Here is a 14,143-nt window from a genome sequence, read left to right on the forward strand (position 1 = left end):
TCGCTCAGTGCACCGCGTCGGTCGCCGGAACCGGGCCCGAGCCCGGAGCGGTGTCGTCCGCCGCAGCCGGCCGGCCCGGCCCGGCGGCCGCCCGGCGGGCGTCCCACCACAGGCCGACGGCGGTCGCGACCGCGCCCAGGCCCTCCCAGGCGGCGACCCCGAAGAACCGGTCCGGGGCGACGTCGGAGAGCACCGCGATGCTGAAGACGGTGAACGTGACCAGCCGGAACCAGACGGTGAACCGGTAGAACGGCCGCCACTCGGTAGCCACCGCGAGCAGGTAGTAGACCCCCATGTTGAACGAGGCCATCGAGGACGCCGTGAGGAACGTGCCGGTGTAGTCACCCGGGGCGCGCTCGGCGGGCACCTCGAAGCCGAGCAGGCGGAGCTGGGTCTCCGGCCAGATCAGCCCCAGCGCGCCGAGCAGCAGCGCCAGGAGCCCGAAGACCGCGATCGTCCAGCCGGCGCCGGAGCGCGGCAGCCTCATCGTCCCTCCCCAACCGTGGCCGCCGGCGTGGACGGCCCTCACCCCCCACGCTAACCGCCCCCTCCGACGGGCACATCCCCGGAACCGGCAGAACCGGCCGGGGATCGATCAGCGCGCGGCGAGGCGGGCGCGGAGCGCGTCGGCGGCGGCCCGCTCACTACGCTGCTCGGTGGCGTACGCCAGGCGCACCGCCTCCTCGGCGCTGGCCAGCGCCTCGGCCGGGCGGCCGCAGGCGGCGAACGCCTCGGCCAGCACCATCCGCGCGATGACCTGGCTGCGTACGTCCTCGGCCGGGGCGGACACCGCCCGCTGCGCCCAGTCCAGCGCCTGCTCGCGCTGGCCGTGGGCGAGCAGCGCGGACGCGTACCGGGCCATGGTCTGGCGGCGGGAGAAGAGCAGCGACGGGGTGTTGGCGGCGGCGGTGGCGACCGGGGCGAGCAGCCCCACCGCGGTCGCGGAGTCGCCGGCGGCGAGCCGGGCCACGGCGAGCAGCACCCGCGGCGCCACCTGGGCGGGGGCCTGCGGGTTGTGGGGCTCCACGGTGGTCAGCACCGACCGGGCCTCCCGCTCTGCCGTCTCGGCGTCGCCCATGTCCATCGCCAGGAAGCCGCGCAGTGTCCCGGCCATCCCGGTGAGCAGCGGGTGCGCGGTGCGGTCGGCGTACGCCAGGGCGTCGGTGAGCAGGTCGGCGGCGTGCTCCGGCTCGCCCAGCCCGCGCGCCACCACGCCGCGCACCACCAGCGCGAAGCCCTGCCCCCAGTCGTCGCCGACCTCGGCGAACTCCCGGTACGCCCGGCGCGCCGCCCGGTCCGCCTCGGCCAGCTCGCCCAGCTCCGCGGTGGCGTACGCCTCGACGGCGCGCAACGTACCCACCGCCCACGCCTCGCCGACCCGCTCGCCGAACGGCAGGAACACCTGCGCCATCCGGCACGCCTCGCGGAGCCGGCCGGCGAGCAGCCGCGCGAACGCGGTGGTGCCGCGCAGCCAGGCCCGCCCGTACGGGTCCTTCAGCTCGGCGAAGAGCCGGGCCGCCCGGCCGAGCACCGCGTCGGTGCCGGCGAAGTCGCCCCGGGTGGTGGTCACCCAGGCCAGGTTCTGCAACGACCAGGCCTGCCCGCGCGGGTCCTTCGCCGCGAGGCTGACCTGGTAGGAGGCGGCCAGCCGGCTGCTCGCCTGGCCCAGCCGCCCGGCGATGAAGTCGGCCATCCCGAGCCGGCGCATCGCCGAGGCGCGCATGGTCGGCAGGTTGGCCGCCGTGGCCACCTGCAACGCCTCCTGCCAGCTCCGCTCGGCCCGGGCCGCGTCACCCAGCGTCTGGTGGGCCTGCCCGGCCAGCAGCAGCGCGCTGGTCCGGGTGGCCGCCGCGTCCCCGGCGTTCGCGGCGATCTTCTCGGCGAAGGCGAGCGCGTCGGCCGGGCGGCCGATCTGGAGCAGCGCCCGGGCATGCACCACCCGGTCGGCCAGCGGCACCCCGTCACGGGCCAGCTCGGCGGCGCGTTCGGCGTACTCGACGGCCATCGCCGGCTCCCCCGACCGCAGCGCGCGGCGGGCGGCCCGGCCCAGCGCGGCCACGCCCAGCGGAGCCACCGCCCGGGCCGGCGCGTCCGGGCGGAGCTTGACCGCGTCGGCGAGCGCGGCGGCCCGCTCGACGTGCTCGGCCACGAAGTCGTCCCGGGCGGACTCGGTGAACCCGCCGGCCGGCGTGCCGGCGCCGCCGGTGCTCTCCGGTGCGGCCCAGCGGGCCAGCGCGGCGTGCCGCTCGGCCAGCTCGGCCTTGCTCACCCCGGCGTACGCGGCCTCCCGCATGAGCGGGGTGGCGAACGCGAACCCGGTGCGGGTGCGGTGCAGCATGCGGCGTTGCAGCAGTTCTTCCACGGCCCGGTCCAGCTCGACCGCGGCCACCGCGGCCGGCCGGCCGTCCCGCCCGACGCGCTGCTCGCGCAGCGCCTCCAGCGCACCGTCGGGCACGATGTCGCCGACCACCGCGGCGTCCCGCAGGACCGAGCGGGCGTCCGGCGGCAGGGCGTCGATACGCGCGGCGAGCACGGCGGCCAGGTCGCGGGAGAGCAGCCGGCTGCCCAGCGAGCCGGGCGCGAGCCGCCAGCCGACGTTGGCGTCCCGCCCCGGGCCGGCCGTCAGCGCGCCGCGCTCCATCAGCAGGGTGACCAGCTCGGCCAGGTAGAACGGGTTGCCCTGGGCGGTGGCGAGCAGCCGGTCGGCGTCGGCCGTGGACAGCTTGCCGCCGCTCAGATAGCTGGTGAGCAGCCGGGAGGCGTCGGCGCCGCGCAGCGGGGGCAGCGCGTGCACCTCGGCGTCCGCGACGCGGGTCAGCGCGCCGGCGGTCCGCACCAGCTCGGGCCGGCCGAGCAGCAGCACCAGCACCGGGCCGCTGAGCCGGTTGAGGGTCAGCGCGAGCGCCTTGATCGTCTCGGCGGTGGCGTCGTGCAGGTCGTCCACCACGATCACCAGCGGCGCCTCCAGGGCGAGCGCGCTGAGCAGCTCGGCGACGGCGTTGGGCACCGCCTCGGCGTCCGGCGGCGGGGCGGCGGCGTTCCACTCGCCGTTCTCGGTGGCGGCGGGGAGTTCGGCGTACCCGAGCAGGGCCAGGAGCTGGTCCACGGCGAGCGGGGGCAGGTCGCCGGGGAGCCGGCCGAGGCGCTGCCCGAGCCGGCGCAGCCGCTCCTCGACCGCCGGCCGGGTGAGCGCCGTGGCGGCGTCGTTGGGCAGGCCGACCGCCGCCCGGACCAGGTCGGCGAGGGGTGCGAGCCGGCGCCGCTCGCCGAAGGCGGCGCAGCGCACGGAGAGCACCCGGGCGCCGGTGTGCGCGGCGTACCGGCCGGCGCCGACGTCGTAGCCGGCGGCGAGGCGTTCCACCTCGGCGGCGAACCGGGACTTGCCGATCCCCGCCTCGGCGGTCATCAGCAGCACCCGGGGCTCACCCCGGTCGATCACCTCGGCGAGCCGGCCGGCGACCCGGCCGATCTCGGTCTCCCGGCCCACGAAGGGCGCCTCGTCGCCGAGGCCCGACCGGGTGCCCGGCGCGTCCAGCAGGCCCAGCAGCTCGTACGCCTCGACCGGCTCGCGCTTGCCCTTGAGCCGCAGCGGGCGCAGCGCCCGCCAGGAGGCGACGTGCCGGGTGGCCGCGGAGGTGCGCCCGCCCGCGTAGACCGCGCCGACGGCGGCGGCGTCGGCGAGCCGGGCGGCGGTGTTCACCGTGTCGCCGATGACCGTGTATTCGATCGCCGCCTGGATGCCGGCGATCACGTCGCCGGTGTTCAGCCCGACCCGCAGGCCGAGCGGCGCGCCGCCGCCCCGCTCGTCGTCGAGCACCCGGCGGACCGCACGCTGCATGGAGAGCGCGGCCCGGACGGCGCGCTCGGCGTCGTCCTCGTGCGCCACCGGCGCGCCGAAGACCGCCATGATCCCGTCGCCGGTGAGCTTGTCGACGTGCCCGCCGAAGGTCTTGACCGCGCCGGCCAGGGCGGCCAGCACCCGGTCCGTGACGGCGCCGACCCGTTCCGGGTCGAGGTCCTCGGACCACGAGGTGAAGTCGGAGAGGTCACCGAAGAGCACGGTCACCACCCGCCGCTCGGCGGCGGGCAGCGTGGCGGCGGCCGGCAGGGCGGCTCCGCAGTTGTGGCAGAACCGCGCGCCGGGTACGGCGACGGTTCCACACACCGGGCAGGTCACGGCTGCTCCAACCCCGTACCCCCGGCGCCGGATTCCCGGGTGCTCACCCCGAGGTACTCCAACTGGGCCCGGACCGACCATTCGGCGGCCCACCACAGCGACCGGTCGACGTCCGCGTAGACCCGCTCGACGACCTCCGGCGCGGTGGTCGCGCCGGCGGCGACCGCCGCGCGGACCTGGTCGAGCCGCGCCCGCCGGTGGGCCAGGTAGAAGTCGGCCGCCACACCGCAGTCGGCCAGCGCCGGGCCGTGCCCCGGCAACGCCGGGATCCCCCGGTACGTGGCGAGCAGCTCCAGGCTCGACAGGTAGTCGCCGAGGTGCCCGTCGGGGTGGGCGACCACGGTGGTGCCCCGCCCGAGGATGGTGTCACCGGTGAGCACGACCCGCTCGTCGCCGTGCCCCACGAGGAAGCAGACCGAGTCGGCGGTGTGCCCGGGGGTGCTCAGCAGGCGGATGTCCAGGCCGGCGTCGAGCGCGGTGTTCGGGGTGAGCGGCGCGCCGCCCACGGTGTGGGCCGGGTCGACGGCCAGGACGGGCGCCCCGCCGAGCAGTTCACTGAGCCGGGGCGCGCCCTCGGTGTGGTCGGCGTGCCCGTGGGTGATCAGCACGAAGCCGACCGGGCCGTGCGCGGTGAGCGCGGCCAGGTGCTCCTCGTCGGCCGGGCCGGGATCGACCACCACGGCGTGCTCGGCGCCCGGGGCGCGCAGCACCCAGGTGTTCGTGCCGTCGAGCGTCATCGGCCCCGGGTTCGGGGCACGCACCAGCGTCACCCACCCCGGCAGCTCGTCCGCGAGCGCCCCTGCGGCTCCGGTCACAGGCCCCATGGCAGCGATCGTACGACCCCGCCCGCCACTCCCCGCGATCTTGCGGTGCCGCCAGGGGTTATGTCCCCTTGCGAGCCCTCTGCCCCACCGACACCGGCAAGATCACGGGTACGCAGCGTCAGGCAACCTCGACGATGACCTCGACCTCGACGGGGGCGTCGAGGGGAAGCTCGGCGACGCCCACCGCGCTGCGGGCGTGCCGGCCGGCCTCGCCGAAGACGGCGCCGAACAGCTCGGAGGCGCCGTTGACCACGCCGGGCTGGCCGGTGAAGCCCGGGGCGCTGGCCACGAAGCCGCTCAGCTTGACGATCTTGACCACGTTCTCCAGCCCGACCAGCGCGTCGACCGCGGCGAGCGCGTTCAGCGCACACCGCTGCGCCAGGTCCTTCGCCTGCTCGGCGGAGACGCCGTTGCCGACCTTGCCGGTGGCGAGCAGCTTGCCCTCGACGATCGGGAGCTGGCCCGAGACGTAGACGTGCTGCCCGGACTGGACGGCCGGCACGTAGCTGGCCAGCGGCGACGCCACCTCGGGCAGGGTCAGGCCGAGCTCCGCGAGCTTCGCGTGCGGTCCGTTGCTCATGCCGCCCCGCCCTTCGGGCGCTTCAGGTAGGCGACGAGCTGCTCCGGATTCGGGCCGGGAACCACGGAGACCAGCTCCCAGCCGTCCTCGCCCCAGTTGTCGAGGATCTGCTTGGTCGCGTGGACCAGCAGCGGGACCGTGGCGTATTCCCACTTCTGCATCGAGTCAAGGCTCCCTTGCCTGGCATGGACTTCGGTCAGGCACAGCCTACGGTCCGGCGCCGCTACGGGGACGCGGGACGCTGCTCGGGCGCAGCGGGCGGCTCGCCGCAGGGGCCCTCGTGCTCGTACCGCTGGGGGCACCGGGTGCGGTCGGGCAGCAGCAGGTCGCAGAAGACCCGGTGCCGGTTGTTCTGGTCGTCGGCGGTGGAGACCGTGGTCTCGCCCGCGTCCAGCTCGCCGAGGAAGCCCAGCGAGGTGGCCACGGTGCCGGCGAGCGCGGTGGCCGCCGCCAGGTCGGGGACCCGGACCGGCAGGTGGATGATGTAGCCGGGCTCCTCCTCGTCGCGGCCCCGCCCGGCCGGCCGGACCAGGGTGCGCACCACCTCGGTCGGCGGGCGGTAGGACCGCTCGTTGAACGGCACTCCCGCGCCGGACCCCTCGGCGTCGCCGGGCCGTCCGGCCCGCTCGCCGGGGAACTGGGCTCGGGGAGTGTTCTCCTCGTCGCGCATCCGCTGCCTCCGGGCCTCGTACCTGTTCACAGTCACCACCATTCGGCTCGGGACCGTCCCCGGTCCGGCCCCCGCGTCGCGACGAACGTAGGACCTGCGGGGAGTCCCGGCAACGGGACGCGCACAACCGGTCACCTGCAGTCACATATGCGACACATTCCCGATCCGGAAGGCGGCGGCGGGCTCACGTCCGGCCCGGCGCGGCGCGGCGTACGCGGGGCTGGCAAGCCGTCCGCCGACCGCTACCCTTCCGGTCTGGATGAGTGCCCGTGCTCGCCCGCCACGCTCGATCACGTGTCCGTCGCCTGGGGCGGCGTCGGCGCGCCGCACCCCGGGGGAACGACATGACCCAACCGCCCATCGGCGGCGCCGCCGGCTCGCCCGGAGGTCCCGCCCACCCGGAGCCGCCCGCCGGCGCCGCGCCGGCCCCCGGCGCCCTGCCCGCACCGGCGCCCGGCTACCCGCCGTACCCGCAGCCGGCCGCCCCGAAGAAGCGGCGCGGCCTGCTGATCGCCTCGATCGTGCTGGCCGCGGCGATCCTGCTCTGTGGCGGTGGCGGCACGGCCGCGTTCCTCGCCCTGCGCCAGGCCGAGGACGGCCAGGGCGCCAAGGAGCCGACGGTCGCGGTGGACGGGTTCCTCACCGCCGTCTACAAGGACCGGGACGCCCGCGCGGCGGCCACCTTCGTCTGCTCGGCGTCCCGCGACGACGAGAAGATCGCCGCCAAGGTCGCCGAGGTACGGAAGTACGCCGGGCAGTACCAGAACGCGCGGTTCCGCTGGACCACCCCGAAGGTGGACAACCAGACCGGGGACCGGGCCACGGTCAGCACCCGGGTCACCATGACCACCGCCGACGAGAAGATGGCCGACCAGGAACTGCGTTTCACCGTGGTGCGGAAGACGGGTTGGTGGGTCTGCGAGGTCGCCTGACCGCGGCGGCTGGATAGGCTCGACGGGTGGCAGCGACTGAGCAGCCGGCCGAGTCCGCCGGCAGATGGCCGGCCCGCCTGCACGTGGTGACCGGCAAGGGCGGCACGGGCAAGACCAGCGTGGCGGCGGCGCTGGCCCTCGGGCTGGCCGCCGGCGGCCGGCGCACCCTGCTCGTCGAGGTGGAGGGGCGGCAGGGCATCGCCCAGCTCTTCGGCACCGACCCGCTGCCCTACGAGGAGCGGCACCTGGCCGACGCACCGGGCGGCGGCGAGGTACGCGCCCTGGCGGTCGACGCCGAGGAGGCGCTCCTCGAGTACCTGGACATGTTCTACAAGCTCGGCGCGGCCGGCCGCGCGCTGCGCAAGCTGGGCGCCATCGACTTCGCCACCACCATCGCCCCGGGCCTGCGGGACGTGCTGCTCACCGGCAAGGTCAAGGAGGCGACCACCCGGACCAGCGGGCAACGCCGGGCGTACGACGCGGTGGTGCTGGACGCGCCGCCGACCGGGCGGATCGGCCGCTTCCTCAACGTGACCGCGGAGACCGCCCGGCTGGCCAAGGTCGGCCCGATCAAGACCCAGAGCGAGGGGGTCTCGGCGCTGCTCCGGTCGCCGATGACCGCGGTGCACGTGGTCACGCTGCTGGAGGAGATGCCGGTCCAGGAGACCGTCGACGCGATCGCCGAGCTGACCAACCTCGGCTTCCCGGTCGGCCGGGTGATCGTCAACGGGGCCCGGCCTCCGGTGCCCGCCGACCGTCCGGTGACCGCCGCCGAGCTGAAGCGCGGGCTGGCCGCCGCCGGCCTGCCGACCGACGCCCGGACCGTGGCCGGCCTCGCCTCCGAGGCCCGTGACCAGCAGGTACGCCGGGAGCTGGAGGACTCGCTCCGCGCCGACCTGGAGGAACTGGGCCGGCCCCTGACCGAGCTGCCGCTGCTGCCCGGCGGGGTCGACCGGGCGGGGCTGGAGACGCTTGCCGAGACGCTCGTCCGGGCGGATTGACTCACACCTGCGGCCGGCACGGAGCAGAGAGACCCTCTCGACCGATACGCTCGATTGGTGCCTTCCGAAGACGCGGCGCCACCGCTGGACGTCGACCAGATCCTCGCCGATCCGGGCGTACGGATCGTGGTCTGCTGCGGGGCGGGCGGAGTGGGCAAGACGACCACCGCGGCGGCGCTGGCGCTGCGGGCGGCCGAGCGGCACGGCCGGCGGACGGTGGTGCTCACCATCGACCCGGCCCGCCGGCTGGCCCAGTCGCTCGGCCTGACCGAGCTGGACAACACCCCACGCCAGGTCAAGGGCATCGACGTCGAGTCCAGCGGCGGTCAGTTGCACGCCATGATGCTCGACATGAAGCGCACCTTCGACGACGTGGTGCTCCAGCACACCGATCCGGCGAAGGCGGCGGAGATCTTCGCCAACCCCTTCTACCAGGCCATGAGCTCCACCTTCGCCGGCACGCAGGAATACATGGCGATGGAGAAGCTGGGCCAGCTGCACGCGCGGGGCGAGTGGGACCTCATCGTGGTGGACACCCCGCCGTCCCGCTCGGCGCTCGACTTCCTGGACGCGCCGGCCCGGCTCTCCCGCTTCCTCGACGGGCGCATGCTGCGGCTGCTGCTCGCCCCGGCCCGCAGCGGCGGGCGGAGCATGTTCAGCCTGGTGACGGCCAGCTTCGGGATGTTCTCGAAGGTGGTGCAGAAGGTGATCGGCGCCCAGTTGCTCACCGACCTGTCCGGCTTCGTCGCCGCGCTGGACTCGATGTTCGGCGGGTTCCGCCAGCGGGCCGAGCAGACGTACCGCATCCTCCAGGCGCGGGAGACGGCGTTCCTGCTGGTCGCGGCACCGGAGCCGGACGCGGTCCGGGAGGCCGCCTACTTCGCCGGCCGGCTGGGCGCCGAGCGGATGCCGCTCGCCGGTCTGGTGCTCAACCGGGTGCACCGGCCGGCGGTGCCGGACCTGTCCGCGGCGGACAGTCTGGCCGCCGCGGAGCGGCTGGCCGGTGCGGGCGGGCACGAGCGCACCGCCGAGGTGCTGCGGGCGCACGCCACGCTCGCCGAGCAGGCGGCACGTGAGGAGCGGGTGGCGGCCCGGTTCACCGAGGCGTTCCCGGCGGTGCCGGCGGTGTCGGTGACGGCGCAGCCCGCCGACGTGCACGACGTCGACGGGCTGCGGACGATCGGCGAGGCGATCAGCCGGCGCTGAGCGGCGCGGCCGACCGGCGCGTCGGTCAGTTGGCCGTGGTCACGAGGACCTTGTCCCGGCCGGCCTTCTCCTTGGCGTTCTTCTTCATGGCCGCCTCGAACATCTTGCGCCAGCTGGTGACCTGCGGGTGCCGCCGCAGCAACGCCCGGCGCTCGCGTTCGGTCATGCCACCCCACACACCGAACTCGATCCGGTTGTCGAGCGCGTCGGCCAGGCACTCGTACCGAACTGGGCAGCTCCGGCAGATCCTCTTCGCCACGTTCTGTTCGGCGCCCTGTACGAACAACGCGTCCGGGTCCCCGTTCTGACACGCCGCCAGTGACGGCCAGTCAGTGATCATGCCCATCTGTACACGTCCCCCCTTGCTGTGCCTACCGACTTCGCGCGACCAGCCGTCCGGTTCCCCCCGGTCGTCCGGGCCGGCCTCCCCAGGGCGGCGCGGACGACGTGTGGCTGCTGTCGCCGCCACCATCATGCTGTGTAGTCGCCTGATTACGCAACGTTGTCGGCGAAATCCATCATTCCGGACACTCCCGGCTTCCCGGGCTTTCGCCCGCCGTCTACCCCGGCGGAGTAGGTGAAAACGCTGCGCCACTCCCCCGTTCGGGGGAGACTTCTGCCAGGTTTCACGCAACCACGCACCGGGGTTCGTGCGTTTAGCACAACGAGGCCAGCGCGCGCAGGAAATGGGGAAACTTCCCCGCGCGCCCCTCGTTCCCTACTCGCGTACCCTGTCGAGGTGACCTGGATGCGGAAACGTGACCACAACGTGCTGACCAACGCCGCATCGCTACTCATCTGTGGCCTGTTGGCCGGCGTGGTGGTCGCCGCGGCGGCCTTCCCCGCGGTGGCGATGTCCGGACTTGCCGCCAAGGCGGGGGCCGAAACCTTCGGCGCGCTCCCCACCGAACTGACGGTGGCCCGGGCCCCGCAGATCACTTACCTGCTGGCCTCCGACGGCAAGACGCCGCTGGCCACGATGTACGACGAGAACCGGCGCGACGTGAAGCTCAAGGACATCGCGCCGATCATGCAGAAGGCCATCATCGCGGCCGAGGACCACGACTTCTACAAGCACAACGGCGTGGACCTCAACGGTGTGGCCCGGGCGTTCGTCAACAACCAGTCCGGGACGAACTCGCGGCAGGGCGCCTCGACGCTCACCATGCAGTACGTCCGGCTGGCCATCTCGTACTCGGCGACGCACCCGGCCGACGTGGTGGCCGCGACCGAGGACACCAGCGCCCGCAAGCTGCGCGAGATGCGCTACGCGCTGCAGATCGACAAGGAGCTCTCCAAGGACGAGATCCTGGAGCGCTACCTGAACATCGCCGCCTTCGGCAACGGCGCGTACGGCATCTACGCCGCCAGCCAGGTCTACTTCAACAAGCCGCCGAGCAAGCTCGACATCCAGGAGTCGGCGATGCTCGCCGGTCTGGTGAAGGCGCCGACCGCGTTCGACCCGACCACCACGGCCGGCTACGACGACGCGGTCGGCCGGCGTGACTACGTCATCGACAACATGGTGCAGATCGGCGCCATCACCAAGGAGCAGGCCGACCAGGCCAAGCAGATCAAGCTCAAGGTGGCGAAGAAGCGCACCCCGAACGGCTGCGTCGCCACCAACACCCGGTCCTGGGGCTTCTTCTGCGACTACTTCTACCGCTGGTGGCTCCAGCAGGAGACCTTCGGCTCCACCTCGTACGACCGGGAGCGGCGGCTGAAGAGCGGTGGCTACACCATCACCACCTCCCTCGACGTGCAGGCACAGAAGGGCGCCGACAAGGCGGTCCGCAACCAACTGAGCGAGTCGGCCACGGCCGCCCGGATGGTGGCCGTCGTCGAGCCGGGCAGCGGGCGGGTCCGCGCCGTCGCGGTCAACCGGAACTTCAAGCTCGACGACCCGGACCACCCGCAGAACAAGATCTCCAGCGACCCGAAGAAGGCCAAGAAGAACATCCGGGGCAACCGCCCGAACACGGTGAACCCCCTGGTCACCGGCGGCGGCGGCATCACCGGCTACCAGGCCGGCTCGACGTTCAAGATCTTCACGCTGGTGGCGGCCCTGGAGAAGGGCTACCCGCTCAGCTACACCATCAACGCGCAGCACCAGTTCAAGTCGGAATACATCATCGACTCCGGCAACCCGGCGGCCTGCAAGGGCACGCACTTCTACTGCCCGCAGAACGCCGGGAAGTCGATGGCGGGCGTGCACACCATGTGGAGCGGCTTCGGCGCCTCGGTCAACACCTTCTTCGTCGAACTGCAGCAGCGGGTCGGCGCGGAGAACGTGGTGAAGGCCGCCGAGAAGCTCGGCATCACCTTCCGGGCCTCCAACGACGCCAGCTTCGCCGCGAACAAGGACGCCGCGCACCAGTGGGGCGCGTTCACCCTGGGCGTCTCGCAGACCACTCCGCTGGAGCTGGCCAACGCGTACGCCACGCTGGCGGCCGACGGGAAATACTGCGAGCCGATCCCGGTGCAGGAGATCCGGGGCCCGGACGGCGAGAAGCTGGACATCGCCAACCCGCGCTGCGAGCAGCGGATCAGCACGCAGGTGGCCCGGGCCGCCGTGGACGCGGCGCGCTGCCCGCTGGGTGACCGCTCGTCGACGTCCAAGTGCAAGAACGGCACCGCGAGCAACGTCCGGGGCATCGTCAACGCCCCGGTGGCCGGCAAGTCCGGCACCACCGACGGGGACAAGACCTCCGCCCTGGTCGCCATGACCAAGCAGTACGCGGTGGCCGGCATCGAGGCCGACCCGGACTGGCCGCAGACCAACCAGCGGATGAGGCACAACGAGGTGCCCTGGGGCATCAACCCGGCGGTCTACCAGACGCTGCGCGACGCCATGAAGGGCAAGGAACGGATCAACTTCACCCCGCCCAGCGGGAAGATCATCGAGGGCGATCAGCGCTCCATCCCCGGCGTGAAGTGCGAGTCCGTCGACACCGCCAAGTCGCGGCTGCGCGGCGCCGGCTTCGAACCGGTGGTCTCCGACAGCAAGGTCCCGTCGGAGTGCCCGGTGGGCACCGCGGCCGGCACCAGCCCGGACGGGCGCACCATCAAGGGCGGCGTGGTGATGATCGAGGTGAGCGCCGGCGGCGGCCAGCCGAAGCCCGGCACCGGCACCGGCACCGGCCCCGGCGGGCCGGTGGTCCCACCGCCGGCCAACCAGGGCCGCCCGGGCCGACCGCGCGGCTGACCCGAGCAACGCCAGCGGGCGGGCACCCCACCGGGTGCCCGCCCGCTTCGTCGTCTGAGGGGTGCGGTCAGAGACCGAGCTGGCGGCGTACCTCCGCGGCGACCCGGCCGCCCTCGGCGCGGCCCGCCACCGCGGCCTGGGCCGCCTTCATGGCCGGGCCCATCTGCGCCTTGCCGGTGAAGCCGCCCGCGGCGAGCGCCCCCGAGACCAGCCCGGCCAACTCGTCGTCGGAGAGCTGCTTCGGCAGGTAGCGGTCCAGCACCTCACCCTCGGCGGTCTCCTTGCCGGCCTGCTCCGCGCGACCCGCGTCGGCGAAGGCGGTGGCCGCCTCGCGGCGCTTCTTCGCCTCCTTGGTCAGCACCGCGAGCACCTCGTCGTCGCTCAGCTCGCGCTTCTCCTTACCGGCGACCTCGGCGTTGCCGACGGCCGCGAGGGCCATCCGCAGCGTGGAGGTGGTCAGCTCGTCGCGGGCCTTGAGGGCGGCGCGCATGTCTGCGGTGAGGCGGTCCTTCAGCGTGCTCATGGACGGTCAAACTACCCTGAACGCCATGCGAAAGCGCACACTATTCCGGCTCGCGGCCGGCACCGTCGCCGCCGGGGCGGCCACCCTGGCGTACGCGTCGCTCATCGAGCGCAACATGTTCACCCTGCGCCGGTACGACGTACCGGTGCTCCCGACCGACGCCGAACCGCTGCGCGTACTGCACCTGTCGGACCTGCACATGATGCCCGACCAGCGGCGCAAGCAGGACTGGGTGGCCTCGCTGGCCGCCCTCGACCCCGATCTCGTGGTGGTCACCGGGGACAACATGGCCCACCCGGGCGCGGTGCCGGGTGTGCTGCGCGCCCTGCAACCGCTGCTCGACCTGCCCGGCGCCTTCGTCTTCGGCTCCAACGACTACACCGGGCCGGTCCTGAAGAACCCGTTCACCTACTTCCTGCCCGACCGGGAGTACACCGAGGGCGTGCCGCTGCCGTACGAGGAACTGCGCGACGTCTTCACCGGCGCCGGCTGGGTGGACCTCAACAACGCGCGGACCACCGTCAAGGCCGGGGGCCGGGAGATCGAGCTGGCCGGCGTGGACGACCCGCACATCGAGCGGGACGACTGGGCGGCCGTGGCCGGGCCGGTCAGCGCGGGCACCGCACTTTCCATCGCCCTGGCCCACTCCCCGGAGCCGGCCGTGCTGGACCGGATGGCCGCCGACGGCTTCGGGCTCCTGCTCGCCGGGCACACCCACGGTGGACAGGTCTGCGTGCCCGGCTACGGCGCGCTGGTCACCAACTGCGGGCTGCCCCGGTCGATGGCGCGCGGGCTGCACCGCTGGCCCGGCTCCGACTCGTGGCTGCACGTCTCGGCCGGCCTGGGCACCCATCCCACCGCGCCGGTGCGCTTCGCCTGCCCCCCGGAGGCGACCATCCTCACCCTGATCCCCCGCTGACCTCCACCGCGCAGATCTTGGTACGAAACGGCCCCTGGCGGGGCCCCTAGCTACCAAGATCTGCGGCCGGGTCAGCGCGGGGGGTACCGAGTTTGACCATCGGAGC

The 14,143-nt window shown here is 73.8% G+C and carries 13 protein-coding genes; 5 read left to right on the top strand and 8 right to left on the bottom strand.

What is annotated here, in order from left to right; genetic code table 11:
• Positions 1 to 4: 4 nt before the first annotated feature.
• The 6 genes from ABZ452_RS12610 to ABZ452_RS12635 all read right to left on the bottom strand — a co-directional run bounded on the left by ABZ452_RS12610 (position 5) and on the right by ABZ452_RS12635 (position 6,251).
• Entirely contained in the window at positions 5 to 487 is a 483-nt protein-coding gene (locus tag ABZ452_RS12610; RefSeq protein WP_357941847.1) for a hypothetical protein, read from the bottom strand.
• Between the two features lie 108 nt (positions 488 to 595).
• A complete protein-coding gene (locus ABZ452_RS12615) occupies positions 596 to 4,177 on the bottom strand; it encodes an adenylate/guanylate cyclase domain-containing protein (RefSeq protein ID WP_357941849.1) in 3,582 nt (1,193 codons plus the stop codon).
• Positions 4,174 to 5,001 carry an MBL fold metallo-hydrolase gene (locus ABZ452_RS12620; RefSeq protein ID WP_357941851.1) on the bottom strand — a complete coding sequence of 276 codons (828 nt, stop codon included), beginning with the start codon at positions 4,999 to 5,001 and terminating at the stop codon, positions 4,174 to 4,176. The genes ABZ452_RS12615 and ABZ452_RS12620 overlap by 4 nt, the downstream gene beginning before the upstream one ends.
• 118 nt (positions 5,002 to 5,119) lie before the next feature.
• A complete protein-coding gene (locus tag ABZ452_RS12625; RefSeq protein WP_357941853.1) occupies positions 5,120 to 5,581 on the bottom strand; it encodes a RidA family protein in 462 nt (153 codons plus the stop codon).
• Positions 5,578 to 5,742, bottom strand: coding sequence for a hypothetical protein (locus tag ABZ452_RS12630; protein ID WP_357941855.1), 165 nt, complete (start codon positions 5,740 to 5,742; stop codon positions 5,578 to 5,580). Before ABZ452_RS12630 ends, ABZ452_RS12625 begins: the two co-directional genes overlap by 4 nt.
• A 62-nt stretch (positions 5,743 to 5,804) precedes the next feature.
• Positions 5,805 to 6,251 (bottom strand): hypothetical protein, encoded by a 447-nt coding sequence (locus ABZ452_RS12635; protein ID WP_357942002.1) that lies wholly within the window; start codon positions 6,249 to 6,251, stop codon positions 5,805 to 5,807.
• Positions 6,252 to 6,595: 344 nt separating this feature from the next.
• On the opposite strand from ABZ452_RS12635, the gene ABZ452_RS12640 reads away from it, so the two are divergent.
• The 3 genes from ABZ452_RS12640 to ABZ452_RS12650 are packed head-to-tail and all read left to right on the top strand — an operon-like array spanning position 6,596 to position 9,390.
• A complete protein-coding gene (locus ABZ452_RS12640; RefSeq protein ID WP_357941858.1) occupies positions 6,596 to 7,183 on the top strand; it encodes a hypothetical protein in 588 nt (195 codons plus the stop codon).
• 26 nt (positions 7,184 to 7,209) lie between these two features.
• Complete coding sequence (locus ABZ452_RS12645; RefSeq protein WP_357941861.1) at positions 7,210 to 8,184, top strand: ArsA-related P-loop ATPase; 975 nt, start codon at positions 7,210 to 7,212, stop codon at positions 8,182 to 8,184.
• Positions 8,185 to 8,238: 54 nt separating this feature from the next.
• Positions 8,239 to 9,390, top strand: a complete 1,152-nt coding sequence (locus ABZ452_RS12650) for an ArsA-related P-loop ATPase (RefSeq protein ID WP_357941863.1) — start codon at positions 8,239 to 8,241, stop codon at positions 9,388 to 9,390.
• A gap of 25 nt (positions 9,391 to 9,415) precedes the next feature.
• Here ABZ452_RS12650 and ABZ452_RS12655 read toward each other — a convergent pair whose 3' ends face one another.
• Positions 9,416 to 9,736, bottom strand: a complete 321-nt coding sequence (locus tag ABZ452_RS12655) for a WhiB family transcriptional regulator (RefSeq protein WP_091266889.1) — start codon at positions 9,734 to 9,736, stop codon at positions 9,416 to 9,418.
• 402 nt (positions 9,737 to 10,138) lie between these two features.
• Here ABZ452_RS12655 and ABZ452_RS12660 point away from each other — a divergent pair, with 402 nt between their 5' ends.
• Positions 10,139 to 12,595 (top strand): transglycosylase domain-containing protein, encoded by a 2,457-nt coding sequence (locus ABZ452_RS12660; protein ID WP_357941865.1) that lies wholly within the window; start codon positions 10,139 to 10,141, stop codon positions 12,593 to 12,595.
• A gap of 67 nt (positions 12,596 to 12,662) precedes the next feature.
• Here ABZ452_RS12660 and ABZ452_RS12665 read toward each other — a convergent pair whose 3' ends face one another.
• Positions 12,663 to 13,118, bottom strand: coding sequence for a GatB/YqeY domain-containing protein (locus ABZ452_RS12665; protein WP_357941867.1), 456 nt, complete (start codon positions 13,116 to 13,118; stop codon positions 12,663 to 12,665).
• 25 nt (positions 13,119 to 13,143) lie between these two features.
• On the opposite strand from ABZ452_RS12665, the gene ABZ452_RS12670 reads away from it, so the two are divergent.
• Positions 13,144 to 14,037 (top strand): metallophosphoesterase, encoded by an 894-nt coding sequence (locus ABZ452_RS12670; RefSeq protein WP_357941869.1) that lies wholly within the window; start codon positions 13,144 to 13,146, stop codon positions 14,035 to 14,037.
• The last annotated feature ends 106 nt before the right edge of the window (positions 14,038 to 14,143 follow it).

Source organism: Micromonospora sp. NPDC005707, assembly GCF_040631005.1.
In the GTDB taxonomy this organism is placed as follows: Bacteria; Actinomycetota; Actinomycetes; order Mycobacteriales; family Micromonosporaceae; genus Micromonospora.

What these genes read in the sequence shown, in the direction of transcription:
- ABZ452_RS12640 (WP_357941858.1), top strand. Translation starts at nt 6,596, where the DNA reads ATGACCCAACCGCCCATCGGCGGCGCCGCCGGCTCGCCCGGAGGTCCC.
- ABZ452_RS12635 (WP_357942002.1), bottom strand. Translation starts at nt 6,251, where the DNA reads ATGCGCGACGAGGAGAACACTCCCCGAGCCCAGTTCCCCGGCGAGCGG.
- ABZ452_RS12660 (WP_357941865.1), top strand. Translation starts at nt 10,139, where the DNA reads ATGCGGAAACGTGACCACAACGTGCTGACCAACGCCGCATCGCTACTC.
- ABZ452_RS12630 (WP_357941855.1), bottom strand. Translation starts at nt 5,742, where the DNA reads ATGCAGAAGTGGGAATACGCCACGGTCCCGCTGCTGGTCCACGCGACC.
- ABZ452_RS12655 (WP_091266889.1), bottom strand. Translation starts at nt 9,736, where the DNA reads ATGGGCATGATCACTGACTGGCCGTCACTGGCGGCGTGTCAGAACGGG.
- ABZ452_RS12670 (WP_357941869.1), top strand. Translation starts at nt 13,144, where the DNA reads ATGCGAAAGCGCACACTATTCCGGCTCGCGGCCGGCACCGTCGCCGCC.
- ABZ452_RS12625 (WP_357941853.1), bottom strand. Translation starts at nt 5,581, where the DNA reads ATGAGCAACGGACCGCACGCGAAGCTCGCGGAGCTCGGCCTGACCCTG.
- ABZ452_RS12665 (WP_357941867.1), bottom strand. Translation starts at nt 13,118, where the DNA reads ATGAGCACGCTGAAGGACCGCCTCACCGCAGACATGCGCGCCGCCCTC.
- ABZ452_RS12610 (WP_357941847.1), bottom strand. Translation starts at nt 487, where the DNA reads ATGAGGCTGCCGCGCTCCGGCGCCGGCTGGACGATCGCGGTCTTCGGG.
- ABZ452_RS12620 (WP_357941851.1), bottom strand. Translation starts at nt 5,001, where the DNA reads ATGGGGCCTGTGACCGGAGCCGCAGGGGCGCTCGCGGACGAGCTGCCG.